Genomic DNA, 26,232 nt, shown 5'->3' with positions numbered 1-26,232 from the left:
AGCGGACAATGGACTCATTCTGGGACTACTTCTGGCTGGTCTTCGCATGTTTCGCGTTCGCGGCGTACCTGATGGTTCTCTTCATGATCTTCGCCGACCTGTTTCGGGACCATCGCATGTCGGGATGGACGAAGGCGCTGTGGGTATTCCTGCTGTTCGTCCTGCCGGTCATCGCGGCCTGCGTGTACCTGATCGTTCGGGGCCCGGCCATGGCGGAGCGCGCGGCAGTGGCCGAACGGCAGTACCTGCAGGCCGAGACCGAGTACATCAGGGATGTGGCCGGGACATCGACGGACGAGCAGCTGGCCACGGCGCGGTCGCTCCTCGACTCCGGGGCCATCACCGAGGACGAGTACCGCGTCCTCGCGGCGCGGGCGCAGGGGGCGTCGGCGTCGTAGGCGCTTCTCAAGCCCAGGACTCGTTCGTCATCAGCGCGACGAGCAGGTGGCGCACCGCCTCGACGCGGCCCGCGGACTTGCCGGTGAGCTTGTCCAGCGTGCATTCGGGGTCGGCCGGGGGACCCAGGTGGGTGCAGCCGCGAGGGCAGTCCTCGGCGGCGGCCGCGAGATCGGTGAACGCGCTGACGACGTTCTCGGGGGAGATGTGCGCGAGGCCGAACGACCGGATGCCGGGGGTGTCGACCACCCAGCCGCCGCTGGGCAGGGGCAGCGCCACCGACTGCGTCGACGTGTGCCGGCCCTTGCCGACGCCGGACACGACGCCCGTCGCCCGATCCGCGTCCGGGACGAGGCGATTGACCATGGTCGACTTCCCGACGCCGGAGTGACCGATGAGCGCCGTCACCTTGCCCGTGAGGATCTCCGTCACCGGTTCGATCGGATCGTCCCGCCCGGCCACGACGACCGGGATGTCCAGGTCGGCGAACGTCGCGGCGAACTCGTCGGGCGTGGCCAGGTCGCTCTTGGTGAGGCACAGGATCGGTTTCAGGCCGCCGACGTACGCGGCGACGAGAGCCCGCTCGACGAAACCGGTGCGCGGCGGCGGATCGGCCAGCGCGACAACGATCAGCAGCTGCGCCGCGTTCGCGACGACGATCCGCTCGTACGGGTCGGTGTCGTCGGCAGTGCGCCGCAGGACGGTCTTGCGTTCGGCCACGCGCACGATGCGGGCGAGGGTGTCCGGCTTGCCCGACAGGTCGCCGACGACGCTCACCTGATCGCCGACGACGATCGGCGTGCGGCCCAGTTCGCGGGCCCGCATCGTGACCACCGGCCGGTCCGGATCGCCGTCGAGCACGCATCCCCACCGGCCGCGGTCGACGGAGACCACCATGGCTTCCTCGGCGCTGGCGTGCTCCGGCCGGGTCTTGGTCCGCGGGCGGGTGCCCTTGCCCGGGCGGATCCGGACGTCGGACTCGTCGTACTGCCGGCGGCTCAGGACAGTGCTCCCTGCTCGGCGGACCCCGACGTCGATTGTGCCGCGTCCAGCATTGCGGCCCAGAGGTTCTCGAAGCCGGGCAGGGTCTTCGCGGTGGTGCCCACGTCCTCGATACGGACGTCGTCGACCACGAGTCCGACGATCGCGCCTGCCGTGGCCATCCGGTGGTCCGCGTACGAATGCCACTGGGCGCCGTGCAGCGGCCGGGGCTCGATGCGCAGGCCGTCGTCGGTCTCGGTGACCGCACCGCCGAGCTTGTTGATCTCGGTGGCCAGCGCGGCCAGTCGGTCCGTCTCGTGGCCACGCAGGTGCGCGATGCCGCGCAGCACCGACGGGCCGTCCGCGAGCGCGGCGAGGGCCGCGACCGTGGGGGTGAGTTCGCCGATGTCGTGCAGGTCGATGTCGATGCCGCGCAACGACTTCGGGCCGGTCACGGTGAGGACGCCGGCGGTGCCTTCCGAGAGGCTCACCTCAGCGCCCATGTCGGTGAGGATGCCGCGGATCGCGTCACCCGGCTGGGTGGTGCGCGACGGCCACAACGGCACCCGCACGGTGCCGCCGGTGACGGCGGCCGCGGCGAGGAACGGCGTCGCGTTGGACAGGTCGGGCTCGATCACCCAGTCCACCGGATCGACCGTGCCCGGCAGTACCTTCCACGTGTGGGCGTCGCCGCTCTCGCCGGGCGTCAGCACGGTCACGCCGGCCTCACACAGCATCTCGACGGTCATGTCGATGTGCGGCATCGACGGCAGCGGACCGCCCTGGTGGCGGACGGTGACGCCCTCGTCGAAGCGGGCAGCCGACAGCAGCAGGCCGGACACGAACTGCGACGAACCGGACGCGTCGATCGTGACCGTGCCGCCGCGCAGACCGCTGTGGCCCTGGACGGTGAACGGCAACGCGTCCCCGTCGATGTCGGCACCCAGGCCGCGCAGGGCGTCGAGGATGGTGCCGAGCGGCCGCGTGCGGGCCTGCTCGTCCCCGTCGATCGCGACCGTGCCGGCGGCGAGCGCGGCGACCGGGGGCAGGAACCGCATCACGGTGCCGGCGAGGCCGCAGTCGATGCTGCCGCCGGTCATCGGACCGGGGACGACACGCAGGGTGGTGCCGGTCGCGGCGTCGGGCGTCGCGGTGATCGACACGCCGAGGGCCTGCAGGCCCTGGATCATCAGATCGGTGTCGCGGCTGCGCAGCGCGCCGGTGATCGTGGAGGGCCCGGACGCGAGCGCCGCGAGAATGAGGGCGCGGTTGGTGATCGACTTGGATCCGGGCAGCGTCACGGACGCATCCACGGGGGCTTCGGCACGGGGCGCTGTCCACAGGCTCTCACGACTCACCCGTCCATCTTCGCCTATGGGTGGGCGGCGCGTGGCAACCGTGCCAGCATGGGGAGCGGACGGTCACACCCGACAGGGTCGACGGCGACGAGGAGTGCGGCAGACATGTGCGGCAGGTACGCGACGACGGCGAACCCGGCGACGCTCGCGGTGGAGCTCGACGCGATCAACGAGACCGGGGAGTCGGACGGCCCCGAGTCCGCCGACTACAATGTTGCGCCCACGACGCAGGTGCTCACCGTCGTCGCCCGACACGACCGCGAGGACCCCGACAGTCCGGCGACCCGGAGGATCCGGCGCATGCGCTGGGGTCTGGTCCCGTCGTACGCGACCGAGCCGGGTAAGGGCGCACCGTTGTTCAACGCCCGCTCCGAGACCGTCGCGACGAAGGCCGCGTTCAAGACGTCGCTGCGGTTCAAACGCTGCCTGGTCCCGATGGACGGCTGGTACGAGTGGCAGACCGAGCCCACGCCGGACGGGAAGGCCGTGAAGGTGCCGTACTACATGGCCCGCGGCGACGGGCAGCGGCTGTTCATGGCGGGGCTGTGGGCGGTGTGGCACGACCCGAAGGCCCCGAAGTCGCCGCCGCTGCTGAGCACCACGATCCTCACGACCGATTCCGTCGACCAGCTCGCGAACGTCCACGACCGGATGCCGCTGATCCTGCCGCCCGATCGCTGGGACGCCTGGCTCGATCCGGACAGCCTCGGTCACCCCGACCTGATCGCGCCCAGCCTCGAGTCCGTCGCGGCCGTCGAGATCCGTCGGGTCTCGACCAAGGTCAACAGCGTCCGCAACAACGGTCCGGACCTGCTCGACCCCGACACCGGCGACCGGGCGGGGGAGCAGATCAGCCTGCTGTGATGGGCTGCCGCGATGCGAGATCGGTGACGTCGGCGACCAGTTCCAGTGAGCGCATCCAGGCATCGCGCTCGCTGGCCGAGGAGACCACCATCAGCTCGTCCGCGCCGGTCTGTTCGGCGAACCGGCCCAGGTAGTCGTGCACGGTGGCCGGGGTGCCGACGGCGGAGTAACGCACCATCGCGAGCACCTGCTGACCGGCGGGCGACTCGAGGATCATGTCGGCCTCCTCCGGCGTGAACGTGCGGCCGCGGCCGACGAACAGCCCGACCCGCTTGCGCTTGGTCTCGAGGAACAGCCGCTGCGCCTCCTCGTCGGTGTCCGCGGCGATCACGTTGACGGCCGCGATCACGTGCGGCTGCGCGAGTTGCGCCGACGGCCTGAATTCGCGTCGGTAGATCGCGATCGCGTCCATCAGGGCGTTGGGCGCGAAGTGCGACGCGAACGCGTACGGCAGGCCCAGTGCGGCGGCCAGCCGGGCGCCGAACAGCGAGGATCCCAGGATGTAGAGCGGCACCTCCGTGCCCTTGCCGGGCGTCGCCTCGATGCCGGGCACCCGTGACGGCCCGGTCAGGTAGCCCTGCAGCTCGAGCACGTCCTGCGGGAACGACTCCGCCGAACCGGGGTCGCGGCGCAGCGCCCGCATGGTCTGCTGGTCGCTGCCCGGCGCGCGGCCCAGGCCCAGGTCGATGCGGCCGGGGTGCAGCTCGGCGAGCGTGCCGAACTGCTCGGCGATGGTCAGCGGCGCATGGTTGGGCAGCATGATGCCGCCCGCACCGAGCCTGATCCGCTCGGTGTGCGCAGCGACGTGCGCGATCAGCACGCTCGTCGCCGACGACGCGATCGATGGCATGTTGTGGTGCTCGGCGTACCAGATGCGGCTGTAGCCCCACCGCTCCGCGTTCCGCGCCATCTCGACGCTGGCCCGGAAGCTGTCTCCCGCAGTCTCGCCCGTGCCGATCTGGGCCAGGTCGAGGATCGAGAGGGGAATGGAGAGAGGGACCGTCACGGGGACACCGGCTTTCATTCGTGGAGACACGTCATAGGTGGAACAACGGTGCGAGGCCGTCTCATTCCGTCAGCCGGCCGTTATCTCCGCGACCACCGCACCCGACAACCGCACCAGATCCTGCGGCGCCACCTCGATCTCGAGGCCACGGCGGCCCGCACTGCACAGCACCCGATCCCACGTCAGCGCCGACGCGTCGATCACCGTCGGCAGCCGCTTGCGCTGGCCGAGCGGGGAGATGCCGCCGAGGACGTAGCCGGTGGAGCGTTCGGCGTCGGCCTGCGGCGCCATGACGGCCTTGCCCGCGCCCACCGCTGCCGCGGCCGCCTTCAACGACAGCTTCGACGGCACGGGCAGCACTGCGACCGCGAGTTTTCCGGACTCGGTCTTGACGACCAGCGTCTTGAAGATCTGCGCGGGCTCCACCCCGAGATGATCGGCGAGCGAATCGACGGCCTCGTCGCCGAACGACGCGGCGCGGGCGTCGTGGTCGTAGCTGTGGATCCGGTGCGCGACCTTCTCCTTGTCGAGCAGCTTGGTTGCGGGGGTCGAAGTTCCGGCCATGGCGACAACTCTAGGACTCCGCGTCTCGCGCTATCTCGCCGCGATCACGACTCGGGAACACACTGCGTCCCCGCGCTGTTGAAACCTGCCGAGAAGCTGCATCAGCGAAGGGAGTGGCCGGTGGCGGTGTTGTGCGCGGAGCGGGCTCGTTCGGAGACCGCGACGAAGTCGGCGCGTCCGGGAATCGCGGCAGGGTTGGCGGTAGCCTTGACCCCTACGGCAAGCGAAGGGATCAGCGTGCTCGACGATCACGACCCCGAGAACGAACCCGACACCCCGACCGACCCCGCGGGTGACGGTCCAGAGTCCGATGCCGCGCTGGTCGAGCGGTTCGAGCGTGACGCGCTCCCGCTCCTCGATCAGCTGTACGGCGCCGCGCTGCGGATGACGCGCAACCCGGCCGACGCGGAGGACCTGGTACAGGAGACCTACATCAAGGCCTACTCGGCGTTCCGTTCCTTCAAGGCCGGAACGAACCTCAAGGCCTGGCTGTACCGGATCCTCACCAACACCTACATCAACTCCTACCGCAAGAAGCAGCGTCAGCCGGCGCAGTACCCGACCGACGAGATCACCGACTGGCAGCTCGCCGCGACGGCCGAACACACGTCGACGGGTCTGCGGTCGGCGGAGGTCGAGGCACTCGACGCGCTGCCCGACGACGACATCAAGGCGGCACTGCAGGAGCTCCCCGAGGAGTTCCGCATGGCGGTGTACTACGCCGACGTCGAGGGATTCCCGTACAAGGAGATCGCGGAGATCATGGGCACGCCGATCGGCACCGTGATGTCGCGCCTGCACCGTGGGCGCAAGCAGTTGCGCGGCCTCCTCGCGGACGTCGCTCGCGAACGTGGATTCAACCGCGCCGAGCGCAGCGGAACAGCGGAGCAGGAGGTTACTCGGTGACCGGGGAGAACGAATTCGAGCAGTTGGATTGCTCGGCGGTGATCGCGGATGTGTGGTTGCTGCTCGACAGCGAGTGCGACGAGAACTCGCGCGAGAGGATCCAGCGGCATCTGGAGAACTGCGGTGCGTGTTTCGAGGCGTACGGCATCGAGGAGAAGGTCAAGAGCCTGATCGGCCGCAAGTGTGGGGGCGAGCACGCCCCGGACGGGCTGCGGGAGCGGCTCTCGTTCGAGATCCGGCGCACCGTGATCATCACCGGGACCGAACTCGTCGGCGACCGCGAGTCGGACGACTAGACGAACGACCCGGGCCGGTGCCCGGAACGGATCAGGGGCCGGCAAGCGGTGTGCTTGCCGGCCCCTGATTCGTCTGTCAACGCGTCTCAGGCGTTGGGACGCTTGCCGTGATTGGCGGCGTTGCCCTTGCGGCTGCGCTTCTTACGACCACGCTTACCCATGAGTAGCTCCTTCTGTGTTCGAACTCGAGTTCGTCCTAGTGTTTCACGTGTGATTGGCTGTGGTTCCATTGGCTGGTCCGCGACCGTCCACGAACAGTGAGGTGCCAGGTGGCAGAAGATGTGCGCGCCGAAATGGTTTCGACCGTCTACCAGGTCGTTGTCAGTGCAGGCGAAGAGGTGACCGAGGGCGACACCCTCGTGATTCTCGAGTCCATGAAGATGGAAATCCCCGTTCTGGCCGAGGTGGCCGGCAAGGTGACGTCCGTCGATGTGAAGGTCGGCGATGTCATCCAGCAGGGCGACCTGATCGCCACCATCAGCTGAACCCGAGAGACGATTCGGAGCCTGGCACATGTCGACACTGAGCGACCTGCTCGCCGAGCACACCGATCTTCCCGGCAGCGCGGTCGATCACCTGCAGCAGGTTGTGGGCGAATGGCAGCTACTCGCGGATCTGTCCTTCGCCGACGTCCTGCTGTGGGTGGCGACCGAGCGGCCCGACGACCAGACCAGCTCGGTGGGCGCCGATCCCGGCACCGTCGTGTGCGTCGCGCAGTGCCGCCCCACGACCGCGTCGACGGCCTTCCCGGACGATGCCGTCGGATCCGTGGTCTCCGAGTCCGAACATCCCCAGGTCCTCAAGGCGCTCGTCGACGGCGAGATCGTCACCGAGGTCGACCACTCGTGGCGCGGCGGCACCCCGTTGCGTCGGGAGGCGGTTCCGGTGCGCTGTGGCGGCGAGGTCATCGCGGTCCTGAGCCGGGACACCAATCTTGCGCAGCAGCGCGCCCAGAGTCCCCTCGAGATCGCGTACCTGGACTGCGCCGCAGACCTGTGCCAGATGATCAGTGAGGGGACGTTCCCCAATCCCGAGACGCGCTCGGACACCAACTCGAGCCCCCGCGCGGGAGACGGCTTCATTCGTCTCGACCCCGAGGGGCGGGTCGTGTACGCGAGCCCGAACGCGCTCTCCGCGTACCACCGCATGGGGTTGAACAGCGACCTGATGGGTCAGGACCTGGCGTCCACGACCCACTCGCTCATCACCGACCCCTTCGAGTCGCAGGAAGTGGCCGACTACATCAGCGGAACACTCGCCGGCCGCCTCGGACACCGGATGGAGATCGAGGCCCGCGGCGCGACCGTGTTGCTGCGGGCTCTGGTCCTCAAGCCGCACGGCAAGGTGGTGGGTGCCGCCGTCGTGATCCGCGACGTCACCGAGGTCAAGCGCCGCGATCGCGCCCTGCTCAGCAAGGACGCGACGATCCGCGAGATCCATCATCGCGTGAAGAACAATTTGCAGACCGTCGCCGCGCTGCTGCGCCTGCAGGCCCGCCGCACCGACAACGAGGAGGCGCGACAGGCGCTCAGCGAGTCGGTCCGGCGCGTGACGTCGATCGCGTTGGTCCACGAGACGCTGTCGATGTCGGTCGACGAGGAAGTCGACCTCGACGAGGTCGTCGATCGCCTCGTGCCGATCCTCGCCGACGTCGCGTCGGTCAACATGCCGATCAAGATCCAGCGCGAGGGCAGTCTCGGCGTATTCTCCGCCGAGCGCGCGACCCCGCTGGTGATGGTGTTGACCGAATTGGTGCAGAACGCGATCGAGCACGCCTTCGAGCCCGGCGAGTCCGGCACGGTGTACCTGCGTGCGGATCGTTCGGCCCGCTGGCTCGACGTCGTCATCCACGACGACGGTCGGGGCCTGCCCGACGGTTTCAGCCTGGAGAAGTCCGATCGGCTGGGACTGCAGATCGTGCGGACGCTGGTCGACGCCGAACTCGGTGGATCGCTGGGGCTGCATCCGTGCCCGGGCGGCGGCACCGACGCCGTGCTCCGGGTGCCACTGGGTCGGCGGGCGCACCGCCTCTGACGTTTCGCAGTCTCCGACTGTCTGTGTCTCCGACCGTCTGGTACTACGTTCGGACCACGAAAGACGAAGGCCCGGCACCTGGTAGGTGCCGGGCCTTCGTCTCGGTCGAGACTAGACTGCGGTGCGCGCGCGGGTGCGGGCGTTGCGGCGCTTGAGTGCGCGACGCTCGTCCTCGCTCATGCCGCCCCAGACGCCCGCGTCCTGGCCGGACTCGAGGGCCCAGGACAGGCACTCCGCGGTCACGGGGCACCGGTTGCACACCACCTTGGCATCAGCGATCTGCGCGAGAGCCGGGCCACTGTTTCCCACCGGGAAGAACAGTTCGGGATCCTCGTCGCGACAGATTGCGTTGTGGCGCCAGTCCATCCTTCTACTCCTTAACTGGGTGCGCCATGCACCGTAATGTATTTACAAGTTCATGGGTGCTTACTTGGTTGTTTCAGCACTGTTACTTGTGAATGCTTTCACGAACGCGGGGGAAGTCAATAGATATCGACTGCACCGTGGGGAAGCTCACTCGGTTAGGCTGCCCTGCCCGGCTCCGCATCCTTTGTACACCCACCTGGGGCTTTGTGCACCCCATCAGGACATTTCAGTCCCCGATCGTGACTGATCGAGCGTTGGATCAGGCTCAATTGGGCGTTCGAATCAGTGGGATCGGCGGGATCGGGCCCTCCGGGGGTATCGCCGGCGGGTGGCGGTGGAGTCAGTGCGCCTGCGGTGCGATGACGTCGAGCGCATCGGGGACCGCGACGAATGTCACGTCGCTTCGCATGCCGATATAGTCGCCGTCCATTTGGAGGCCGATCGGTGTAGTTGCGCGGATACGGATTTGCGCCACATCATCGAATCGAATCAATGAATGTGATTTCGGCGATAATCCGGCCGAAAGTAGTTGACGAACGACGCGAAGACTGGCAAAGACCCCCGTCGTCCGCATCGCGAAGAGCCCGAGACCCGCTTCGAAGCTCGTTCCCGGGTTCGTGTGCACCTCGCGCTTGTTCAGATAGGTCCACGGAGTCGAGTTCGACACGAACGCATAGTGCACGCCGTCGATCGGCTCCTGATCGGGAAGTTCGACCGTGAGCGTCGGCTCCTCACGCTTGGCGCGGAAGAACGCGCGGACGGCGTGCCGAACGTAGCGTCCCGGCGTCACGGCCTGTCCGTTCGTGCGGCCGTTGTCCACCGCTTCGCACACCTGGGCGTCGAGGCCCATTCCCGCGTTGAACGTGAACCAGCGGTTGTCRCAGTGCCCTAGACCGATCGTTCGCCGCGCGCGCAGAGCGAGCAGATCGATCAGTTGGTTCGTCGCATCCACGGGGTCCGGCGCGATTCCGAGCGACCGGGCGAACACATTGGCCGAGCCGCCCGGGACGACGGCGATCAGCGGAATGGGACCGATGGGAACGGACCGCATCGTCCGGGGATGGGGCGCGCCGAGTAGGCCGTTGACGACCTCGTTCACGGTGCCGTCGCCGCCGTGCACGATGATCAGCGCGATGCCGTCGGTGCGGGCCTGCGCCGCCAGTTCCGCGGCATGACCGCGGTGCGTGGTGTGGGCGACGGTCAGCCGCACCCGGCTCGACAGCGCGTGCGCGAGGAGGTCGCGCCCCGCGGGCGTGGTCGAGGTGGCGTTGGGATTGACGATCAGCAGCGCACGCACGGGGCATCAGCCTAGCCGGGTTCTGCCCGTGTTCTAGGCTGGCTGCGTGTCGAACCAGCCTGCTCCCGCTCCGACTCCCACCACGGTCCGTGGGGCCGGCGCCCTGGTGACCCTCGAGGGCGGTGCCGCAGTCGGTGTCGCGATCGTCCTGGTCGTCCGTGGCCTGTTGGGCGCCGACCAGAGCATGACCAGTGGATACGGCACGGCCGCGTGGTTCGCGATTCTCGGTGGGGCCGTCCTGGCGGCGGGTATCGGGCTGCTCGGCGGTCACCGCTGGGGACGCACGATCGGTGTCATGGCGCAGCTGCTGTTGCTGCCCGTCACGTGGTACGTGTTCACCTCGCACCGGGTGGTCTGGGGAATCCTGTTGGGTGCGGTGGTGCTCGCCGCTCTGGTGCTGCTGTTCTGGAACAGCACGTCGCGGTGGGTGGCCGAGGGATACGGCGCGCCCGACGAGTACTAGGCCCGGCCGCTACGGCGCCTGAGTCGCCAGCGCGGCCAGCGCCTCGCCGCTGAGCCGGTACGTGGTCCACTCGTCCTGCGCCACCGCACCCAGCGCCTCGTAGAACCCGATCGACGGTGTGTTCCAGTTCAGCACCGACCAGGCCAGCCGCGTATAGCCCTTGGCCACGCATTCGTCGGCGAGCGTCGCCAGCAGCGCCTTTCCGTACCCCGCGCCACGGTGTTCGGGGGTGACGTACAGGTCCTCCAGATAGATCCCGTGCACGCCGTCCCAGGTCGAGAAGTTGCGGAACCACAGCGCCGTCCCGACGATCGTGGGGGCCTGCGCATCGTCGCCCGGAACCTCGACGACGTGCGAGAAGACCGCGGGCTCGGGTCCGAAGAGGGCCGTCTCGATCTGCTCCGGAATCACCGTGCACTCGTGCCGGGCCTTCTCGTACTCGGCGAGTTCGTAGATCAGCCCGGTGATCGCCGCGACGTCGTCGGGGGTGGCCCGACGGATCACGGCCAGTCCGACGTTCGTTCGTGCGTTCACTGCATGCCTTCTCTCGGGGTGACGTTGTGGGTGAGGATCGTTCGGAAGCCGTGTTCGTAGCCGAGCACGGTGCGCGCCGCGGGGGAGAGGGTGAACCGTCGTCCCTCGGCGACCGGCTGTTCGACCCACCGGGCGATCAGCGCGCGGAAGAAGTGGCCGTGCCCCACCAGCAGCACGTCGCGGTCCGCGAGCGCGGCCTCGCACGTGCTCACCACCATGTCGGCGCGGGACATGACCATTTCGTGGGTTTCGCCGCCCGGGCACGGGTGGGTCCACACCGTCCAGTGCGGGATTCGTTCGCGGATCTCGGGCGTGGTGAGGCCCTCGAGTTCGCCGTAGTCCCATTCGGTGAGGGCGTCCCACCGGCGGTCCTCGGTGAGCCCCGCCAGGGCCGCCGTGACGTGCGCCCGTCGGCGCGGGCTCGTGATAACCAGGGGGTCGCGCAGTTGCAGGGCGGCGAGTTGCGGTCCGGCCTCGCGGGCCTGCTCCGCGCCGCGTTCGGTCAGCGGAACCTCGGTCGTGCTCGTGTGCCGGCCGAGGCGGGCCCACTCCGTCTCACCGTGTCGCAACAGGACGAGCCGGCGGTCGGGTGAGGTCATGGGTCCAATCATGCCGGGTGCGGCCGAACCCTCGCGTTCGGGCCTCGAGTAGGCAAGGATCTAGGCCGTGACGACGGTACTGGCTGTAGCGAATCAAAAGGGTGGGGTAGCCAAGACCACGACGGTTGCTTCACTGGGGGCGGCGCTCGTGGACCTCGGTCAGCGGGTGCTGGTCGTGGACCTCGATCCGCAGGGGTGTCTGACATTCTCGTTGGGGCACAACCCCGATCGGCTCGAGACCTCGGTGCACGACGTGCTCACGGGGGACGCGTCGGTGCGCGATGTGCTGCTCGAGACGGACGACGGCGTGATGCTGCTGCCCGCGACGATCGACCTCGCGGGTGCGGAGGCGCTGCTGTTGATGCGGCCGGGGCGCGAATTCGCGCTCAAACGGGCCCTCGCGCCGATCCTCGACGACTTCGACGTGGTCATCATCGACTGCCCGCCGTCGCTGGGCGTACTCACCCTCAACGGGCTCACGGCCGCCCGGTCGGTGCTCGTGCCGCTGCAGTGCGAGACGCTCGCGCACCGCGGTGTCGGACAGTTGCTGCGCACGGTCTCCGAGGTCCAGCAGATCACCAACCCCGACCTCGTACTGCTGGGCGCGCTGCCGACGCTGTACGACGCCCGCACCACGCACAGTCGGGACGTGCTCTCCGACGTCTCGGACCGCTACGACCTTCCGGTGCTCGCGCCGCCCATCCCGCGGACAGTCCGATTCGCGGAGGCATCGGCGTCGGGCTCGACGGTGCTCGCGGGCCGAAAGAACAAGGGTGCGGAGGCGTATCGCGAACTGGCGCATCATCTTTCGGCGCACTGGTCCGGGGGCGCCGAGTTGGTGACGTTCTCGCCGTACGAGGGGACTGCCTGACCCGCTGCCGGGTCAGTCCAGCCAGTCCCGGGCGGCAGTCACGAGGGCCGAGACGCCCATCGTGATCGTCGGTTCGATCACCGGTGCGTAGTACGGCGAGTGGTTGGGCGGCAGGACAGGGGTGGTGCCCGCCGCGGCGGCCTTCGCGAAGATCGCGGGGTCCGCGCCGCCGAGAATCCAGTAACAGATCGGGGCGCCCGACGCGGTCGCGAAGACGCCGACGTCCTCGCTCGCCGCCCCCGCGCCGGGATCGGTCACCTTGTCGTCGCCGAACCGGCGGCGGAAGGCGGCCGTCGTTCGGGCGACGGCGTCGCCATCGTTGACCAGGACGGGAAACGAATCGATCGGGGAGATCTCGGGCTTCTTCGGCGCGTTCGACGCCGCCGCCTCCGCCTCGACGATCCGGGTGATCGAGTCGAGGACCCGGGTGCGTACGTCCGGGTCGTATGTGCGGATGTTGAGTTTCAGTTCGGCGTCGTCGGGAATCACGTTCGCCTTGGTGCCGGCCTGGAGCGAACCGACCGTGACCACGACCGTGTCGGTCGGCGCCACCGTGCGCGAGACCACGGTCTGCAGGCGCAGGACCGTTGCGGCCGCCATGACAACCGGGTCGACGGACTCTTGGGGCATCGACCCGTGTGAGCCGGTGCCGTGTAGCAGGACCCGCAGCGAGTCCGCGCCGGCGAACGCGGGGCCCGGGTGGGCCGCGAGCATCCCGGCGGGCAGGGGTGCGATGTGCTGGCCGAGCACGACGTCAGGGGTGCCGAACCGCTCGAACAGGCTGTCGTCGACCATCGCCTGCGACCCGGAGCCGAGTTCCTCGGCGGGCTGGAACACCGCCATTACCGTGCCGGACCACGAATCCTGTTCGTTCACCAGCACTTCCAGTGCCCCGAGCAGGCAGGTCACGTGCATGTCGTGTCCGCACGCGTGCGCGACGGGGACCTCCCGGCCGTCGGGGTCGGTCGCGCGGACCGTGCTGGCGTAGGGCAGTCCGGTCTTCTCCTCGACCGGCAGCGCATCCATGTCGGCCCGCAGCAAGGCGGTGGGGCCGTCGCCGTTGCGGATCATGCCCACGACCCCGGTCCCGCCGACCCCGGTCGTGGTGTCGATGCCCAATTCGCCGAGCTTCGTCGCGATCCGGTCCGCGGTCCGGGTCTCCGCAAACGACAGTTCCGGGTGCCGGTGCAGGTCGCGGTAGAAGTCTGCCAGCCACGGCGCGGTGTGGGAGGTGTCGGGTCCGGTCATCACGCAACCTCGCTCGGTCGGGGACGGTGCCGACCACCAGCGTAGGTCAGCGCGCGAAGTGGCGGGTCAGATCCTCGGGTGTCGGCTCCCAGACCGCCGGCCAATCGGCCTGCCGCAGTAGCGCGTCCGTGCCGCCGTCGGCGAACAGGACGCTGCCGCACAGCAGGGACGCGGTGTCGCCCACCAGGAATGAGATCAGGGCGGCGATCTCCTCGGGGCGCCCGCGACGTCCGATCGGGACCGGATAGAAGTCCAGGGCCTTCGCCAGTTCCGGGTCGAGGTCGGGACCGGACGTCATCGGGGTGTCGATCATGCCCGGAGCGACGGCGTTGAGACGGATGCCCGAGCCGATCCACTCCGGCGTCACCGCCTGGCGCCGCACCCACCGTGCCAACGCGAGCTTCGATGCCGGGTAGGCGGGGATGGCGCCCACCTCGTCGCCGAGCGCGACGGCCTCGTCCTCGGCCCCGGCCAGGCAGGACGCCACGATGTGCTCGGGGATGCCGGGTTGCGTGCTGGTGCTGCTCGACGAGATCGCGACGGCGTACGACCGCTCGGCGCGCGCGAGGACCGGACGCAGCTCGTTCAGGAAGTCGACGACACCGAAGTAGTTGACCGCCACCAACTCTCCGCCGGTGTAGGACGACAGCGGGCCGCGGCCCGCGCAGCACACCGCGGCGTCGAGGACCCCGCCGGTGGCCTCGACGACAGCTGCCGCGGCCTGCGTCCGCCCGTCGCGGGTGGACAGGTCCGCGGTGATCTCGGTGCCCGCCAGATCCACCCCGACGACGTCGTGTCCGGAGGTGCGCAGGAGGTTGACCGTGGCGGCGCCGATGCCCGAGGCCGCGCCGGTGACGACGATGTTCGACATCCCGGAATTAGAACATGTTGCACCCGAGGGGGTGCGGGAATCGGTGGGGGTCAGCGGAGCGCGACGACCTCGCCGCCGCGTTGTTCCAGGACGACGTCGCCGACGACAGCGGTCGCGATGGGGACGGCGTCGCTGTCGCGGGTCACCGGAATCCGCCGCTGCTCCACACCGGTGGCCGGATCGAGCACCGCGATCCCCCCGGGCACGGGGACCAGGAGCGAACCCGCCATGATCGCGCCGGGACCCAGCGCCCCGGGAAACGTCCAGCGGGGCGCGAGTTCGCTGGTGGACAGGGCGATCAGTTCCGAGCCCGTCCACCACGTGAACACCGAACCGTTGCGCGCGGCCGTGGCATGTGGGCTCACCTCACCGGTGACAGGGTAGGACGCGACTTCGTTTCCGGTGCCGTCGTGAACGGCGTAGCGGGGGCCGCTGACCGGGCCGGCAGGCAGATACACCGCGGTGTGATCGCCCGACGCCGCGATGAGGCGGGCGCCCGGCGAGTCGGAGCCGGGCCCGGTGAGCAGGATCGTCCCGAACTCCTGGGGCTCCTGATTGTCCTTGGGGGCTGCGTCGAGGACGCTGAGCCGGTCGGCGGCCTCGCCCGGGCAGTCCATCAGCACCGAGACCCGGGTACCGCCGGCCGCGGCGGAGCGCAGTTCGCAGCCGGGGTGCGGCTGCTTGCCGGGATTGATGGGCGCGTCGACCCGTCCGAACTCGAGGGTGCGCACCAGGTCCGAGCGCCACAGTTCCATCCGCTCGGAGCCTCGGGAGACGACGTAGGTGCCGTCGTAGGACAGCGTCACCTCGTCGTCGGCATCGCTCGAGCGCTGTGCCTTCCGTTCGCCGGTCGCCCCGTCGAGCTGGGTGACCTGGCTGCAGCCACGCTGATCGCGATAGACCGCGACCACGGTGTTCCATGCGCCGATCGCACCGCACAGTGGCATGTCCCGCTGGTACCGCCACAGCTCGGCGCCGGTCAGCCGGTCGCGGCCGGTGACGGTCCCGCCGTCCGCGGTCGCGACGACTCCGGCCGAGACGAGGGGAGCGGTGGTCTCGGGGCTGTCCGCTCGCCAGATCTCGTCGAGCGACTCCGGCGGCGACAGGGCCGTATCGACCTCTGCCGCAGGGGTATCCGAGGTGATGGAGGTGGTACCCCGAGCGTCGCTCCGGATCCAGATCACCGCCGCGGCGATCGCGACGACGATCGCGATGATCGCGGCGACGGCGACGTCCAGACGAGTACGACGCTCGGGTGCCAGCACAGGTGGCAGACTACCTCGGGCCTACTCGGCTGCTGCCGAGACGCTCACCGGCTCCGCGCCGGTCTGGCCGTCGGTTCCTGCGGACGTGCGGCGACGACGACGACGACGGGGTGCGGCGGCGTCGTCGGACGCCGGTCCCGCGGTGGGCGCACTCGTCGACGCGGTCTCGTTGCCCTCGGTCGACTTCTCGGCGGCCGCTGCGGAACCGTCGGTGGCCTTGCCGGCGCGCGTACGGCGACGGCTGCGGGTGCGCTTGGGGGCATCCGACTTCTCGGACTTCTCACCGTCGGCGGCCGCACGCGCGGGCTTCTCGGCCGACTCGGCGCGCTCGGCCCGCGGCTTGCGGATCGTGCCCTTGGCGTCAGTCGGGATCCCCAGCTCCTCGTACAGGTGCGGGGAGCTCGAGTAGGTCTCGACGGGCTCGGCGACACCGAGATCGAGTGCCTTGTCGATCAGCTGCCAGCGGGGGATGTCGTCCCAGTCCACCAGCGTGATCGCGGTACCGGTGCGGCCCGCGCGCCCGGTGCGGCCGATGCGGTGCACGTAGGTCTTCTCGTCCTCGGGGCACTGGTAGTTGATGACGTGGGTGACGTCGTCGATGTCGATACCGCGGGCCGCGACATCGGTCGCGACGAGCACGTCCACCTTGCCGCTGCGGAAGGCCTTGAGGGCCTTCTCGCGGGCGATCTGGCCGAGGTCGCCGTGGACGGCGCCGACGTTGAAGCCGCGCTCGTTCAGGTCGTCCGCGACCTTCTGCGCGGTGCGCTTGGTGCGAGTGAAGATCATCGTCGCGCCGCGGCCCTCGGCCTGCAGCACGCGGGCGACCATCTCGGCCTTGTCCAGCGCGTGGGCGCGGTAGATGTGCTGACTGGTGCGCTCGTGCACCGCGGACGACTCCGGCTCCTCGGCGCGGATGTGCGTGGGCTGGGTGAGGAACGTGCGGGCGAGCGTGATGATCGGACCCGGCATGGTGGCCGAGAACAGCATGGTCTGACGCTTGTCCGGGACCATACCGAGGATGCGCTCGATGTCGGGGAGGAAGCCCAGGTCGAGCATCTCGTCGGCCTCGTCGAGGACCAGGACGCCGACCTTGCCGAGAATCAGGTGGCCCTGGTTGGCGAGGTCCAGCAGACGGCCCGGGGTGCCGACGATGACGTCGACGCCCTTGCGGAGCGCGTCGATCTGCTGCTCATAGGGGCGACCGCCGTAGATCGAGAGGACCTGGAGCGGCTTCTTGCCGGCCTTGAGGTACTTGGCCGCGTTCTCGAGGTCCTGGGTGACCTGGATGCACAGCTCGCGCGTCGGCACGATCACGAGCGCGCGGGGGGTGCCGTCGAGGGGGGTGGTGCCGGAATCGGTGGTGGCCACCCGGTGCAGCAGCGGGACGCCGAAGCCGAAGGTCTTACCCATACCGGTGCGGGCCTGACCGATGAGGTCGTCGCCGGCGAGGGCGAGGGGGAGCGTGAGCTCCTGGATGGCGAAGGTGCGCTCGATGCCGATCTCGGCGAGCGCCTTGACGATCTCGTCCCGGACGCCGAGCTCGCCGAAGGTCGGCGGGGTGTGCGTCTCGTCCAGCTGCGCGGACAGGGTGGTCTCGGTTGCGTCGTCTTCGTGGTCGATCGTGATCTTGCTCAGGGAACTGGCCTTCCTCGTATCGGCACGCACGCACGAGGTAAGGGGCCAGGCCGTAAGTCGGCCGATGTCGGTGCCCTCTTGTATCGGTGCCCCGGCCGTGTTGCAGGCCCTCGTCTCAGCGCGGAGATCGGTGTCGATCTCGGCGAGACGCGGCGGGCGCCGTCGATCAGGTGCGCGCACATTATCTACAGGAGTCCGTGTCCGAGCCGCGTGCGAATCAGTCCGGATCGCGTACGAAATCGAGTTCGGATCGTCGGCCCCGAAACGCGGAACTGCGGCGGAAATAACGGTCTCCCGTGGCAATTGTAGCGGCCGGGGCGAAGGAACCCCGCACATGCATGGCGCAGATCACGATTCTCGGCGTGTCCCGTCAGGGAAGCTGAGCCGGACGCACGGATTAGGCTGTGGCGTCATGGGAGCCGATTCGTCCACGTCGTCCGTGCCGACCATTGCCGCCGATCACCCCGGTGTGGGCGAACTGTTCGCGGTTCTCGCCTACGGTGAGATCTCCGCGTTCTACCGACTTGCGGAGGACGCCCAGATGGCGCCCACGCTGCAGGGGCGGGTGGCCTTCGCGAGCATGGCCGCGGCCGAGATGGCACACTTCGAGACCCTCCAGGCGGCGCTGACCGATCGCGGCCTCGAGATCTACGCGGCGATGGATCCGTTCGTGCGCGCCCTCGACGCATACCACGCGTCGACCGACCCGTCGACGTGGCTGGAGTCGCTGGTCAAGGCATATGTCGGTGACGGTATCGCCGCCGACTTCTACCGTGAGATCGCGCACTCCCTCGACCCCGCGGTCGGCGGCATCGTCCGCGAGGTCCTCGCCGAGGTGGGGCACTCCGAGTTCGTCGTGCAGGAAGTGCGGGCGGCGGTCACGGCGAGCAAGACCGAGAAGGATCGCCTGATGCTGTGGGGTCGGCGGTTGCTCGGCGAGGCGATCACGCAGGCACAGTTCGTGCTGGCCCAGCGCGAGGAACTGACCGACCTGGTGATGAACGCGACCGGCAGCCTCAACGGTGTGGCCGCGCTGTTCGACAACATGCAGGCCAAGCATTCCGAGCGCATGGCGGTGCTGGGCCTGCACTGAGGCGACTGTTCGCTGACAGCACAGCGCCGCAGCGGGCTGGACCGGTCGGTGCTGCACTAATCTGGCCGAGACAGCTGAAAGCGCTCGGAGAGTTCGGAGGTTGACCGTGGAGGTCAAGATCGGTGTAACTGACAGCCCGCGTGAGCTCGTCGTCAACAGCGCCCAGTCGCCCGACGAGGTGGAGGCGCTCGTGAAGGACGCGGTCGCCGGCAAGGCTGACGGTGTTCTCGCGCTCGTCGACGACAAGGGACGCAAGTTCCTGGTGCAGGCGGGACGGATCACCTACGTGGAGATCGGCCCGTCGGACAGTCGCAAGGTCGGCTTCGCGGCTACGAGCTAGAACCGAGACACACACGAAGGGCGCGCAGTCATCTCGACTGCGCGCCCTTCGTGTGTGATCGGAAGTGCCGGTCCCGGTTACTTGGACTCGGCGTGCAGCGGCACGTGCGACAGACCGCCCCACGCGAGCGCGACCGTCGTGTCGACGGCCTCCTCCTTCGGAATGGGGCGCGCGGCCTCGAGCCAGTACCGGGCCGTGAACTGGCTGGTCCCGACCAGGCCGACCGCCAGGATGCGGGCCCGGTAGGGGTCGAGCCCGGAGTCGTGCGCCACCAGGTCGAACACCGCATCGACACATGCCTCGGTGGCCTGCTCGACGCGGCGTGCCACCTGCGGCTCGCCCATCAGGTCGGACTCGAAGACCAGGCGGAAGCCCTGGGAGTCGTTGTCGACGAAATCGAAGAACGCCTGGACCGCCGCGCGCACTCGCTGCTTGTTGTCCGTCGTGGACCGCAGCGCCTGGCGCACACCCGAGATGAGACTGTCGACGTAGCTTTGCAGCACCGCGACGTACAGCTCGAGCTTGCCCGGGAAGTGCTGGTACAGCACCGGCTTGCTCACTCCGGCACACTCGGCGATCTCGTCCATCCCGGCGGCGTGATAGCCACGGCTGACGAAGACCTCGCTGGCGGCCGCGAGCAACTGAAGGCGCCGCGCATCCCGGGGTAGGCGGGTGCTGCGGCGGGTGCCCTGACCGTTTGCGGTCGTGGCGGCGCGATCGGAGTGTGTCCGATCCGCGAGTTCAGTCATGTCGCTCCCAATCTGCACAAAGAGCCCAGTTCGTTCGGTGTCCGACTTCACGAACGCCTCGGGGCAAGATAAATCATTTGAACGATACCCGGACGGTTCTCGGCCGCATTCGCTGTACTGAGTTGTCGTACCGAGTCGTCGTCCACGGTGACTGACGGTCACTCGGCGGTGCGTCGATGGACCCTGATCGGCCGGCGACAGGCCATCGGCGGCGCTCCTGGTGATGAGTATTCCAGGATCCCACGCCGAGCACCGCGGCGCGAGGGGAGCCCGCGGATTCAGGCGCACCGGGTGAACCGCTCGGCGGACTGTGAGATTCTGGCTGGGTGACTGACCGAGGAGGACCGCGCCTGGGGGGCACAGTTCCCGAGGTGTCCGACGACCCGACGTCCGGCGACATCAGGAACGGCGACAGCAGGAACAACGGATTCGATCCCGGTCGGGTGCCCGATCCGCACGAGCCGCTTCGGGCTCTGTGGGATCCGACACGCCGGAACATCGGGCGCCCCCGCGTGCCACGCCCGGATCGTGCAGCGAGGAAGCAGAGCCGACTCGGCAAGTTCGTGTCGATGTACGGGTGGCGGGCATACGCAATCCCGGTGTTGCTGATCGTGACCGTGCTGGTCGTCGTGGACGCGGTCCGCGGCTTCGGAGACTCGGGTTCGAGCGCGTCGACCGACCCCGGATTCGGTGAGCTCAGCCACGAGGACGGCACGGACATCATCGGTGTCCCGCCGCTCGCCGACGGCAACTTCGCCGACACCGTGCCCGCCGGTGCGCTGCCCGACGGTGGTCCGTTCACCGCAACGGCCGCCGGCACGTGGCACGTGGTGCCCGGGACCACCGGACAGGTCGGTCAGGGCGCCGAGCGGGTCTTCACGTACACCGTGGAGGTGGAGGACGGGATCGACACCGCCGGATTCGGCGGCGACGAGTCGTTCGGCCGGATGGTGGACCAGACCCTCGGTAACCCCAAGAGCTGGACCAAGGACCCCCGTTTCGCGTTCCGCAGGGTCGATCAGGGAGACGTCGACTTCCGCATCTCGCTGACATCGCAGATGTCGATCCGTGAGGCGTGCGGATACGACATCCAACTCGAGGTGTCCTGCTACAACCCGGGCATCGAACGGGTCGTTCTCAACGAGCCGCGCTGGGTGCGCGGCGCGATCGGATTCCAGGGCGACATCGGCTCGTACCGGCAATACCAGATCAACCACGAGGTGGGGCACGCGATCGGGTACCGGGAGCATCAGCCGTGCGAGACCGACGGCGGATTGGCGCCGGTGATGATGCAGCAGACGTTCGGCACCGCGAACAACGACATCGCCGCGCTCGATCCCGAGGGCGTCGTCCCGATGGACGGCAAGGTGTGCCGGTTCAATCCCTGGCCGTACCCGCGAGTCTGAGCAAGGATCCGAGAAGGAGGGGCCGGCTGTGTCTGTCGCATCGTCCTCGAGCCCGCCCGTCGTCCACATCGGTGACACCGCCTGCTCCGGGTTCCTGTTCGACATGGACGGCGTCGTCACCGACACCGCGCGGGTCCACGCCCGGGCCTGGACCCGGCTGTTCGACGAGTTCCTCGACGAACGCGGCAAGGGCGAGGCGCACTTCACCGCGGACGACTACGTCAACTACGTCGACGGCCGGCCGCGGGTCGACGGGGTCGCGTCGTTCCTCGCGTCGCGGTCGATCGACATCCCGCACGGCGACCCGTCGGATCCACCGGAGGCACACACCGTGTGCGGGCTCGCGGCCCGCAAGGATGCGCTGTTCCTGCACGAACTCGACGAGAACGGCGTGGATGCCTTCCCGGGGACCGTGACACTGATCGAACGGTTGCGCGCCGCGCACGTCCCCGTTGCGCTGGTGACGGCGAGCCGCAACGCGAATCGGGTGCTGACGGCGGCGGGACTGGCCGACAGCTTCGACGCCCGCGTCGACGGCATCGACGTCGACCGGCTGTCCCTGGCCGGCAAGCCCGACCCCGCGACGTATCTCGAGGGCGCGAGGCGGCTGGGTCTGGCGCCGTCGCAGTGCGTCGTGCTCGAGGATGCTCTCTCGGGCGTCGAGGCGGGCCGCCGCGGGTCGTTCGGGGTGGTCGTCGGCGTCGACCGGACGCATCACGCCGCCGCGCTGCGCGAGGCGGGAGCCGACGTCGTGGTCGCGGATCCGATCGACCTCGAGGTGCGGTTCCCGACGGCCTAGGCTGGATGCGAGCGTTGAACGGTCGATGTCAGGAGTGTGCGGTGCCCGCGAGTAGTCAGCTTCCCCCACTGGTCGAACCCGCAGGGGAGTTGAGCCGCGACGAGGTCGCGCGGTACAGCCGACACCTGATCATCCCGAACGTGGGGACTAGCGGGCAGAAGCGGCTCAAGAACGCCCGCGTACTCGTGATCGGCGCCGGCGGGTTGGGCTCGCCCACACTGATGTACCTCGCCGCGGCCGGTGTCGGCACGATCGGCATCGTCGACTTCGACGTCGTCGACGAGTCCAATCTGCAGCGCCAGGTCATCCACGGCACCGCCGACATCGGACGGTCCAAGGCGCAGAGCGCGCGGGAGAAGATCCGGGAGATCAATCCGCACGTCGACGTGCGCCTGCACGAGTTCCGGCTCGAGGCGTCCAACGCGGTCGAGTTGTTCGGCGAGTACGACCTGATCCTCGACGGCGCCGACAACTTCGCCACCCGCTACCTCGTCAACGATGCTGCCGTCCTGGCCGGCCGACCGTACGTGTGGGGCTCGATCTACCGCTTCGAGGGGCAGGTGTCGCTGTTCTGGGACGCCGCGCCCGACGGCTACGGCGTCACCGGCATCACGCTGCGCGACCTCTACCCGGAGGCGCCGCCGCCGGGGACGGTGCCGTCGTGCGCGGAGGGCGGCGTGCTCGGTGTGCTGTGCGCGTCGATCGGATCGATCATGGCGACCGAGGCGATCAAGCTGATCACCGGCATCGGCGATTCGCTGCTGGGTCGGTTGATGATCTACGACGCGCTGGCGATGAATTACCGCACCGTGAAGCTGAGCCGCGACCCCGACCGGGTGCCGGTCACCGAACTGATCGACTATGACGCGTTCTGCGGTGTGGAGGCCGTCACCGACGCCGATCGGGAGTCCACGATCACGCCGATCGAACTGCGGGAGCTGATCGACTCGGGTGCCGACATCGCGATCGTCGACGTGCGGGAACCGGTGGAGTGGGACATCGTGCACCTGCCCGGTGCGACGCTGATCCCCAAGGGGCGCATCTTGTCCGGCGAGGCCCTCGCGGATCTGCCGCAGGACAAGCGCATCGTGCTGCACTGCAAGACCGGTATCCGATCGGCCGAGGCCCTCGCCGCGATCCGCAAGGCGGGTTTCGCCGACGCGGTGCATCTGCAGGGCGGCGTCATCGCGTGGGCGCAGCAGGTCGATCCGTCGCTTCCCGTCTACTGAGTCGGGTTGTCGAGTCCGTACCGGAGCGCCTCACCGATCCGACCGGTATCCGGCGGTAGCCTCAGGGCCGTGAGCTCTGCGCAACCTCCCCAGCACGTCTGTTCGACCTTCGGTCTCCGCGAGGTCGAACCGGTGGCCCTGGGCGCGGATTGGGAGGGCGGCTGGCGGTTGGGCGACGTCGTGCTCACCCCGGTCGCCGATCACGCCCGCGCGGCATGGTCCGCGAAGGTACGCGAAACCCTGGCCGTGGACGCGGTCCGGCTCGCCCGGCCGGTGCGCGCCACGGATGGCCGTTACGTCGTATCCGGTTGGCGGGCGGACACCTTCATCGTCGGGACCCCCGAGCCGCGCCACGACGAGGTGGTCTCGCTGTCGCTGCGCCTGCACGCGGCGACGGCGCAGTTGGAGCGCCCCCGATTCCTCGCGCAGCCGCCCGTCGCGCCGTGGGCCGATGTCGACGTCTTCGTCGCCGCCGACCGGGCCGCGTGGGAGACGGTGCCGCTGCGGTCGGCCAGGGCGGCGGGTGCGCTCGAGGACCTGTCGCCCGACGGTCAGCGCAGCGTGGAGTTGATCGGGCAGCTCGCTTCGCTGCGCAAGCCGGTGCGGTCCCCGGATCAGCTGGTGCACGGAGACCTGTTCGGCACCGTCCTGTTCGCGGGCAGCGCCGCGCCGGGCGTCACCGATATCACGCCGTACTGGCGTCCCGCGCCGTGGGCGGCCGGGGTGGCCGTCGTCGACGCGCTGTCGTGGGGCGGCGCCGACGAGGGCCTGATCGGACGCTGGGAAGACCTGCCGGAGTGGCCGCAGATGCTGCTGCGGGCGTTGCTGTTCCGGCTGTCGGTGCACACGTTGCACCCGCGGTCCACGCCCGATGCGCTGCCCGGCCTGATGCGTACCGCCGAACTGGTGCGCCTGATCCTCTAGCGTTCGTTCGCGTACCCGGCGAGCAGTTCGTCGAAGAAGCAGCGGGCGGCCCCGACGGCGCGGTCGGCGTCGCCGGCGATCACGGCCTCGACCAGCGAACTGTGCTCGTCGTGGAAGGCGGCCCCGGTGGCGGACACGTGCTTGAGGACCGTCGCCTCGATCGCGGGCAACAGTGAGTCGTAGAACTCGAGGTAGACGCGGTTGTGGCTGGCCGCGACGATGCCCCGGTGCAGCGCGATGTCGGCGGCAATCGCGGTGTGCAGGTCGGCCGACTCCCACGCCGTGATCCGGTCGTCGAGCAGGCCGCGCAGGGTCTCGATGTCGGAGTCGTCGCGGCGTTGCGCGGCCAGGCCGGCCGCGGTCACGTCGAGCGACTGGCGGAGCTCGAGGACGTCGCGTTCGTGGGCTCCGGCGAAGTACTTGCCGAGGGTGCCGCTGACCTCGGAGTCGGCGAGCACGAAGGTCCCCGAACCCTGGCGCCGTTCGAGCAGTCCCGAATGGACGAGGGCCTGAACGGCCTCGCGCACCGTGTTGCGACCGGTCCCGGTCAGCTCGGACAGCTCGGGCTCGGTGGGGATGCGCGTCCCGACCGGCCAGTTACCGGACCGGATCTCGTCACGGAGCTGTTCGGTCACCTGGGCGATCAGGGTGCTGCGGCGGACGGGTTGCACGGCGCTCCTGCGGGGTAGGCGGTCGTCTCACGAATTATGCTTTGCACACTTTCGTCCGGTCATCCTATGATTTCTCGGGTCGAGTGCAAAGGCCGTTCGGTCCGGGCACTCCCCATTCACCATCTCCCACGGGAACGAGGCAGTAGATGACCGCGTCCGCGACGTCCACACCCATACGAGGACCGCAGCCCCTGCTCGCGGGCCGGGTACTGGTTTTCGCGGCCATCGCGATGTCGGCGCTGACGCTGCGTCTGGCGGTCACGTCGTTCACGCCGCTCGCGTCGCAGATCAGTGACGACCTCGGTTTCTCGTCCACCGTCGTCGGCGTATTCGGCATGGTGCCCACGGCGATGTTCGCCGTGTTCGGTCTGCTCACCCCGGCAATCGCGCGCCGACTCGGGCTCGAATGGACAGCGCTGCTGGCGATGATGATGGCCGGCGTCGGCATGCTCACCCGCGCGATGGTCGGCGACACGTGGTCGCTGCTCGCGCTGTCGGCGCTCGCGCTCGGCGGCATGGGCATCGGCAACGTCGTGATCCCGCCGCTGGTCAAGCGGTACTTCAGCGATCGTCTGGCGCTCATGAGCTCGATCTACATCACGGGCGTGCAGATCGGCACGATCCTGCCGGCGACGGTCGCGGTGCCGCTCGCGGACGCGTTCGACTGGCGCATCTCGCTCGGTGTGTGGTCGCTGCTCGGGTTCGCGGCCGCCGCGCCGTGGCTGATGATCCTCGCCCGCGGCCGCAAGAAGACCTCTGCAGACACAGCCGCCGCGACCACCGCCGCGACGCTGTCGGCGGAGCATGCGCCCGGCCGGCCGTGGCGCTCGCCGGTGGGCTGGGGCATGGCCGGCATGTTCGGCATGACCTCGCTCATCACGTACTCGATGTTCACGTGGATCCCCGAGATCCTCACCGAGGCGGGAGCGAGCGAGTCGTTCGGCGGCAGCATGGTCGCACTGTTCTCGCTGATGGGTCTGATCGCGGCGTTCGGCGCGCCCACCGTGTGCGCGCGGATGCGGAACCCGTTCCCGATCGTCGTGGGCTGCGCGGTCTGCTACGCGATCGGCTTCACCGGGCTGTTCCTGGCGCCGATGTCGGTGCCGATCCTGTGGGTGATCATCATCGGGCTCGGGCCCAGCACGTTCCCGATGTCGCTGACGCTGATCAACCTGCGCACCCGCACCCACACCGGGTCGGCCGCGCTGTCCGGCTTCACGCAGGGCATCGGCTACACCGTCGCGTGCATCGGGCCGCTGCTGTTCGGCGTGCTGCACGAGTCCACCGGCGGGTGGGGTGCACCGTTCGCGCTGCTCGGCGTCGCCGTCGTCGTCGTCCTGATCTCCGCGTGGGCGGCGTGCAAGCCGCGCATGCTCGAGGACAGCTGGGGCGGCAAGACCGCCTGACCTGCAGGTCCGTAGACCTCACTGCCCGGATCTGCGCGGGTGAGCGAGAGTTGACGGACGG

30 protein-coding genes are annotated in these 26,232 nt (G+C 69.1%); 15 read left to right on the top strand and 15 right to left on the bottom strand.

Features of this window, described 5'->3' with window-relative positions:
• Positions 1 to 8: 8 nt before the first annotated feature.
• Positions 9 to 398 carry an SHOCT domain-containing protein gene (locus tag AB4Z09_RS06200; RefSeq protein WP_174911927.1) on the top strand — a complete coding sequence of 130 codons (390 nt, stop codon included), beginning with the start codon at positions 9 to 11 and terminating at the stop codon, positions 396 to 398.
• 7 nt (positions 399 to 405) lie between these two features.
• Here the strand turns inward: AB4Z09_RS06200 and rsgA are convergent, their stop codons facing one another.
• The gene (gene rsgA, locus AB4Z09_RS06195) at positions 406 to 1,461 is read right to left on the bottom strand and encodes a ribosome small subunit-dependent GTPase A (RefSeq protein WP_441346829.1); all 1,056 of its coding nucleotides are present in this window, start codon (positions 1,459 to 1,461) and stop codon (positions 406 to 408) included.
• Complete coding sequence (gene aroA, locus AB4Z09_RS06190) at positions 1,395 to 2,735, bottom strand: 3-phosphoshikimate 1-carboxyvinyltransferase (RefSeq protein ID WP_174911924.1); 1,341 nt, start codon at positions 2,733 to 2,735, stop codon at positions 1,395 to 1,397. Before aroA ends, rsgA begins: the two co-directional genes overlap by 67 nt.
• A gap of 105 nt (positions 2,736 to 2,840) precedes the next feature.
• On the opposite strand from aroA, the gene AB4Z09_RS06185 reads away from it, so the two are divergent.
• Complete coding sequence (locus tag AB4Z09_RS06185) at positions 2,841 to 3,599, top strand: SOS response-associated peptidase (protein ID WP_114721942.1); 759 nt, start codon at positions 2,841 to 2,843, stop codon at positions 3,597 to 3,599.
• Here the strand turns inward: AB4Z09_RS06185 and AB4Z09_RS06180 are convergent.
• Together AB4Z09_RS06180 and ybaK are read right to left on the bottom strand one after the other, a co-directional pair.
• The gene (locus tag AB4Z09_RS06180) at positions 3,586 to 4,605 is read right to left on the bottom strand and encodes an LLM class flavin-dependent oxidoreductase (protein WP_441346779.1); all 1,020 of its coding nucleotides are present in this window, start codon (positions 4,603 to 4,605) and stop codon (positions 3,586 to 3,588) included. The genes AB4Z09_RS06185 and AB4Z09_RS06180 overlap by 14 nt on opposite strands.
• A gap of 69 nt (positions 4,606 to 4,674) precedes the next feature.
• Positions 4,675 to 5,169, bottom strand: coding sequence for a Cys-tRNA(Pro) deacylase (gene ybaK, locus AB4Z09_RS06175; RefSeq protein ID WP_114721944.1), 495 nt, complete (start codon positions 5,167 to 5,169; stop codon positions 4,675 to 4,677).
• 120 nt (positions 5,170 to 5,289) lie between these two features.
• On the opposite strand from ybaK, the gene AB4Z09_RS06170 reads away from it, so the two are divergent.
• Entirely contained in the window at positions 5,290 to 6,075 is a 786-nt protein-coding gene (locus AB4Z09_RS06170) for a sigma-70 family RNA polymerase sigma factor (protein ID WP_397484709.1), read from the top strand.
• On the top strand, positions 6,072 to 6,371 hold the full coding sequence (gene rsrA / locus AB4Z09_RS06165) for a mycothiol system anti-sigma-R factor (protein WP_114721945.1): 300 nt from the start codon (positions 6,072 to 6,074) through the stop codon (positions 6,369 to 6,371). Before AB4Z09_RS06170 ends, rsrA begins: the two co-directional genes overlap by 4 nt.
• Before the next feature lie 86 nt (positions 6,372 to 6,457).
• Here the strand turns inward: rsrA and AB4Z09_RS06160 are convergent, their stop codons facing one another.
• On the bottom strand, positions 6,458 to 6,532 hold the full coding sequence (locus AB4Z09_RS06160; protein WP_022597109.1) for a 50S ribosomal protein bL37: 75 nt from the start codon (positions 6,530 to 6,532) through the stop codon (positions 6,458 to 6,460).
• Positions 6,533 to 6,604: 72 nt separating this feature from the next.
• Here AB4Z09_RS06160 and AB4Z09_RS06155 point away from each other — a divergent pair, with 72 nt between their 5' ends.
• Together AB4Z09_RS06155 and AB4Z09_RS06150 are read left to right on the top strand one after the other, a co-directional pair.
• Positions 6,605 to 6,856: a biotin/lipoyl-binding carrier protein gene (locus AB4Z09_RS06155; protein WP_174914874.1), complete on the top strand. Its 252-nt coding sequence runs from the start codon at positions 6,605 to 6,607 to the stop codon at positions 6,854 to 6,856.
• Between the two features lie 28 nt (positions 6,857 to 6,884).
• Entirely contained in the window at positions 6,885 to 8,405 is a 1,521-nt protein-coding gene (locus tag AB4Z09_RS06150; protein WP_174911916.1) for a sensor histidine kinase, read from the top strand.
• Between the two features lie 111 nt (positions 8,406 to 8,516).
• Here the strand turns inward: AB4Z09_RS06150 and AB4Z09_RS06145 are convergent, their stop codons facing one another.
• A complete protein-coding gene (locus AB4Z09_RS06145; RefSeq protein ID WP_031937408.1) occupies positions 8,517 to 8,771 on the bottom strand; it encodes a WhiB family transcriptional regulator in 255 nt (84 codons plus the stop codon).
• Positions 8,772 to 9,111: 340 nt separating this feature from the next.
• Positions 9,112 to 10,068, bottom strand: a complete 957-nt coding sequence (locus AB4Z09_RS06140) for a diacylglycerol/lipid kinase family protein (RefSeq protein ID WP_174911913.1) — start codon at positions 10,066 to 10,068, stop codon at positions 9,112 to 9,114.
• A gap of 46 nt (positions 10,069 to 10,114) precedes the next feature.
• On the opposite strand from AB4Z09_RS06140, the gene AB4Z09_RS06135 reads away from it, so the two are divergent.
• Positions 10,115 to 10,531 carry a hypothetical protein gene (locus AB4Z09_RS06135; protein WP_114721949.1) on the top strand — a complete coding sequence of 139 codons (417 nt, stop codon included), beginning with the start codon at positions 10,115 to 10,117 and terminating at the stop codon, positions 10,529 to 10,531.
• A 9-nt stretch (positions 10,532 to 10,540) separates the two neighbouring features.
• Here the strand turns inward: AB4Z09_RS06135 and AB4Z09_RS06130 are convergent, their stop codons facing one another.
• Together AB4Z09_RS06130 and AB4Z09_RS06125 are read right to left on the bottom strand one after the other, a co-directional pair.
• A complete protein-coding gene (locus AB4Z09_RS06130; RefSeq protein WP_174914873.1) occupies positions 10,541 to 11,035 on the bottom strand; it encodes a GNAT family N-acetyltransferase in 495 nt (164 codons plus the stop codon).
• A gap of 26 nt (positions 11,036 to 11,061) precedes the next feature.
• Positions 11,062 to 11,676: an acid phosphatase gene (locus AB4Z09_RS06125; protein WP_114721950.1), complete on the bottom strand. Its 615-nt coding sequence runs from the start codon at positions 11,674 to 11,676 to the stop codon at positions 11,062 to 11,064.
• 55 nt (positions 11,677 to 11,731) lie between these two features.
• On the opposite strand from AB4Z09_RS06125, the gene AB4Z09_RS06120 reads away from it, so the two are divergent.
• Positions 11,732 to 12,535, top strand: a complete 804-nt coding sequence (locus AB4Z09_RS06120) for a ParA family protein (RefSeq protein WP_114721951.1) — start codon at positions 11,732 to 11,734, stop codon at positions 12,533 to 12,535.
• Positions 12,536 to 12,547: 12 nt separating this feature from the next.
• Here the strand turns inward: AB4Z09_RS06120 and AB4Z09_RS06115 are convergent, their stop codons facing one another.
• Genes AB4Z09_RS06115 through AB4Z09_RS06100 form a run of 4 tightly spaced genes read right to left on the bottom strand, consistent with a single transcriptional unit; the run spans position 12,548 to position 17,584 of the window.
• Positions 12,548 to 13,783, bottom strand: coding sequence for an amidohydrolase (locus tag AB4Z09_RS06115; protein ID WP_174911911.1), 1,236 nt, complete (start codon positions 13,781 to 13,783; stop codon positions 12,548 to 12,550).
• Positions 13,784 to 13,829: 46 nt separating this feature from the next.
• The gene (locus AB4Z09_RS06110) at positions 13,830 to 14,654 is read right to left on the bottom strand and encodes an SDR family oxidoreductase (RefSeq protein ID WP_174911908.1); all 825 of its coding nucleotides are present in this window, start codon (positions 14,652 to 14,654) and stop codon (positions 13,830 to 13,832) included.
• 50 nt (positions 14,655 to 14,704) lie between these two features.
• Positions 14,705 to 15,919 (bottom strand): Rv3212 family protein, encoded by a 1,215-nt coding sequence (locus tag AB4Z09_RS06105; RefSeq protein WP_174911906.1) that lies wholly within the window; start codon positions 15,917 to 15,919, stop codon positions 14,705 to 14,707.
• A gap of 21 nt (positions 15,920 to 15,940) precedes the next feature.
• On the bottom strand, positions 15,941 to 17,584 hold the full coding sequence (locus tag AB4Z09_RS06100; RefSeq protein WP_442239366.1) for a DEAD/DEAH box helicase: 1,644 nt from the start codon (positions 17,582 to 17,584) through the stop codon (positions 15,941 to 15,943).
• Positions 17,585 to 17,966: 382 nt separating this feature from the next.
• On the opposite strand from AB4Z09_RS06100, the gene AB4Z09_RS06095 reads away from it, so the two are divergent.
• Together AB4Z09_RS06095 and AB4Z09_RS06090 are read left to right on the top strand one after the other, a co-directional pair.
• A complete protein-coding gene (locus tag AB4Z09_RS06095; RefSeq protein ID WP_114721956.1) occupies positions 17,967 to 18,647 on the top strand; it encodes a ferritin-like fold-containing protein in 681 nt (226 codons plus the stop codon).
• A 106-nt stretch (positions 18,648 to 18,753) separates the two neighbouring features.
• On the top strand, positions 18,754 to 18,987 hold the full coding sequence (locus AB4Z09_RS06090) for a DUF3107 domain-containing protein (RefSeq protein ID WP_174911900.1): 234 nt from the start codon (positions 18,754 to 18,756) through the stop codon (positions 18,985 to 18,987).
• A 77-nt stretch (positions 18,988 to 19,064) separates the two neighbouring features.
• Here the strand turns inward: AB4Z09_RS06090 and AB4Z09_RS06085 are convergent, their stop codons facing one another.
• Positions 19,065 to 19,736 carry a TetR/AcrR family transcriptional regulator gene (locus tag AB4Z09_RS06085; protein ID WP_114721958.1) on the bottom strand — a complete coding sequence of 224 codons (672 nt, stop codon included), beginning with the start codon at positions 19,734 to 19,736 and terminating at the stop codon, positions 19,065 to 19,067.
• Between the two features lie 398 nt (positions 19,737 to 20,134).
• Here AB4Z09_RS06085 and AB4Z09_RS06080 point away from each other — a divergent pair, with 398 nt between their 5' ends.
• The 4 genes from AB4Z09_RS06080 to AB4Z09_RS06065 all read left to right on the top strand — a co-directional run bounded on the left by AB4Z09_RS06080 (position 20,135) and on the right by AB4Z09_RS06065 (position 24,094).
• Positions 20,135 to 21,142, top strand: a complete 1,008-nt coding sequence (locus tag AB4Z09_RS06080; protein WP_397484714.1) for a DUF3152 domain-containing protein — start codon at positions 20,135 to 20,137, stop codon at positions 21,140 to 21,142.
• A 28-nt stretch (positions 21,143 to 21,170) separates the two neighbouring features.
• The gene (locus AB4Z09_RS06075; protein WP_442239365.1) at positions 21,171 to 21,941 is read left to right on the top strand and encodes an HAD family hydrolase; all 771 of its coding nucleotides are present in this window, start codon (positions 21,171 to 21,173) and stop codon (positions 21,939 to 21,941) included.
• Between the two features lie 41 nt (positions 21,942 to 21,982).
• Positions 21,983 to 23,170, top strand: coding sequence for an adenylyltransferase/sulfurtransferase MoeZ (moeZ, locus tag AB4Z09_RS06070; protein ID WP_114721960.1), 1,188 nt, complete (start codon positions 21,983 to 21,985; stop codon positions 23,168 to 23,170).
• Between the two features lie 69 nt (positions 23,171 to 23,239).
• Complete coding sequence (locus tag AB4Z09_RS06065) at positions 23,240 to 24,094, top strand: TIGR02569 family protein (RefSeq protein ID WP_442239364.1); 855 nt, start codon at positions 23,240 to 23,242, stop codon at positions 24,092 to 24,094.
• Here AB4Z09_RS06065 and AB4Z09_RS06060 read toward each other — a convergent pair.
• Positions 24,091 to 24,765, bottom strand: a complete 675-nt coding sequence (locus tag AB4Z09_RS06060) for a FadR/GntR family transcriptional regulator (protein WP_442239363.1) — start codon at positions 24,763 to 24,765, stop codon at positions 24,091 to 24,093. The genes AB4Z09_RS06065 and AB4Z09_RS06060 overlap by 4 nt on opposite strands.
• A 146-nt stretch (positions 24,766 to 24,911) precedes the next feature.
• Between AB4Z09_RS06060 and AB4Z09_RS06055 the strand changes: the two genes are divergently transcribed.
• The gene (locus tag AB4Z09_RS06055; protein ID WP_442239362.1) at positions 24,912 to 26,171 is read left to right on the top strand and encodes a CynX/NimT family MFS transporter; all 1,260 of its coding nucleotides are present in this window, start codon (positions 24,912 to 24,914) and stop codon (positions 26,169 to 26,171) included.
• Positions 26,172 to 26,232: the final 61 nt, after the last annotated feature.

The sequence above is a fragment of the Rhodococcus sp. TAF43 genome (assembly GCF_052113525.1).
In the GTDB taxonomy this organism is placed as follows: Bacteria; Actinomycetota; Actinomycetes; order Mycobacteriales; family Mycobacteriaceae; genus Prescottella.
Note: the sequence above shows the minus strand (reverse complement) of the source record. Positions and strands in the feature narration are given on the sequence as shown.

Coding starts and splice junctions, on each gene's coding strand:
- ybaK (WP_114721944.1), bottom strand. CDS start 5,169: ATGGCCGGAACTTCGACCCCCGCAACCAAGCTGCTCGACAAGGAGAAG.
- AB4Z09_RS06110 (WP_174911908.1), bottom strand. CDS start 14,654: ATGTCGAACATCGTCGTCACCGGCGCGGCCTCGGGCATCGGCGCCGCC.
- AB4Z09_RS06145 (WP_031937408.1), bottom strand. CDS start 8,771: ATGGACTGGCGCCACAACGCAATCTGTCGCGACGAGGATCCCGAACTG.
- AB4Z09_RS06085 (WP_114721958.1), bottom strand. CDS start 19,736: ATGACTGAACTCGCGGATCGGACACACTCCGATCGCGCCGCCACGACC.
- AB4Z09_RS06095 (WP_114721956.1), top strand. CDS start 17,967: ATGGGAGCCGATTCGTCCACGTCGTCCGTGCCGACCATTGCCGCCGAT.
- AB4Z09_RS06125 (WP_114721950.1), bottom strand. CDS start 11,676: ATGATTGGACCCATGACCTCACCCGACCGCCGGCTCGTCCTGTTGCGA.
- AB4Z09_RS06185 (WP_114721942.1), top strand. CDS start 2,841: ATGTGCGGCAGGTACGCGACGACGGCGAACCCGGCGACGCTCGCGGTG.
- AB4Z09_RS06055 (WP_442239362.1), top strand. CDS start 24,912: ATGACCGCGTCCGCGACGTCCACACCCATACGAGGACCGCAGCCCCTG.
- AB4Z09_RS06150 (WP_174911916.1), top strand. CDS start 6,885: ATGTCGACACTGAGCGACCTGCTCGCCGAGCACACCGATCTTCCCGGC.
- AB4Z09_RS06200 (WP_174911927.1), top strand. CDS start 9: ATGGACTCATTCTGGGACTACTTCTGGCTGGTCTTCGCATGTTTCGCG.
- AB4Z09_RS06115 (WP_174911911.1), bottom strand. CDS start 13,783: ATGACCGGACCCGACACCTCCCACACCGCGCCGTGGCTGGCAGACTTC.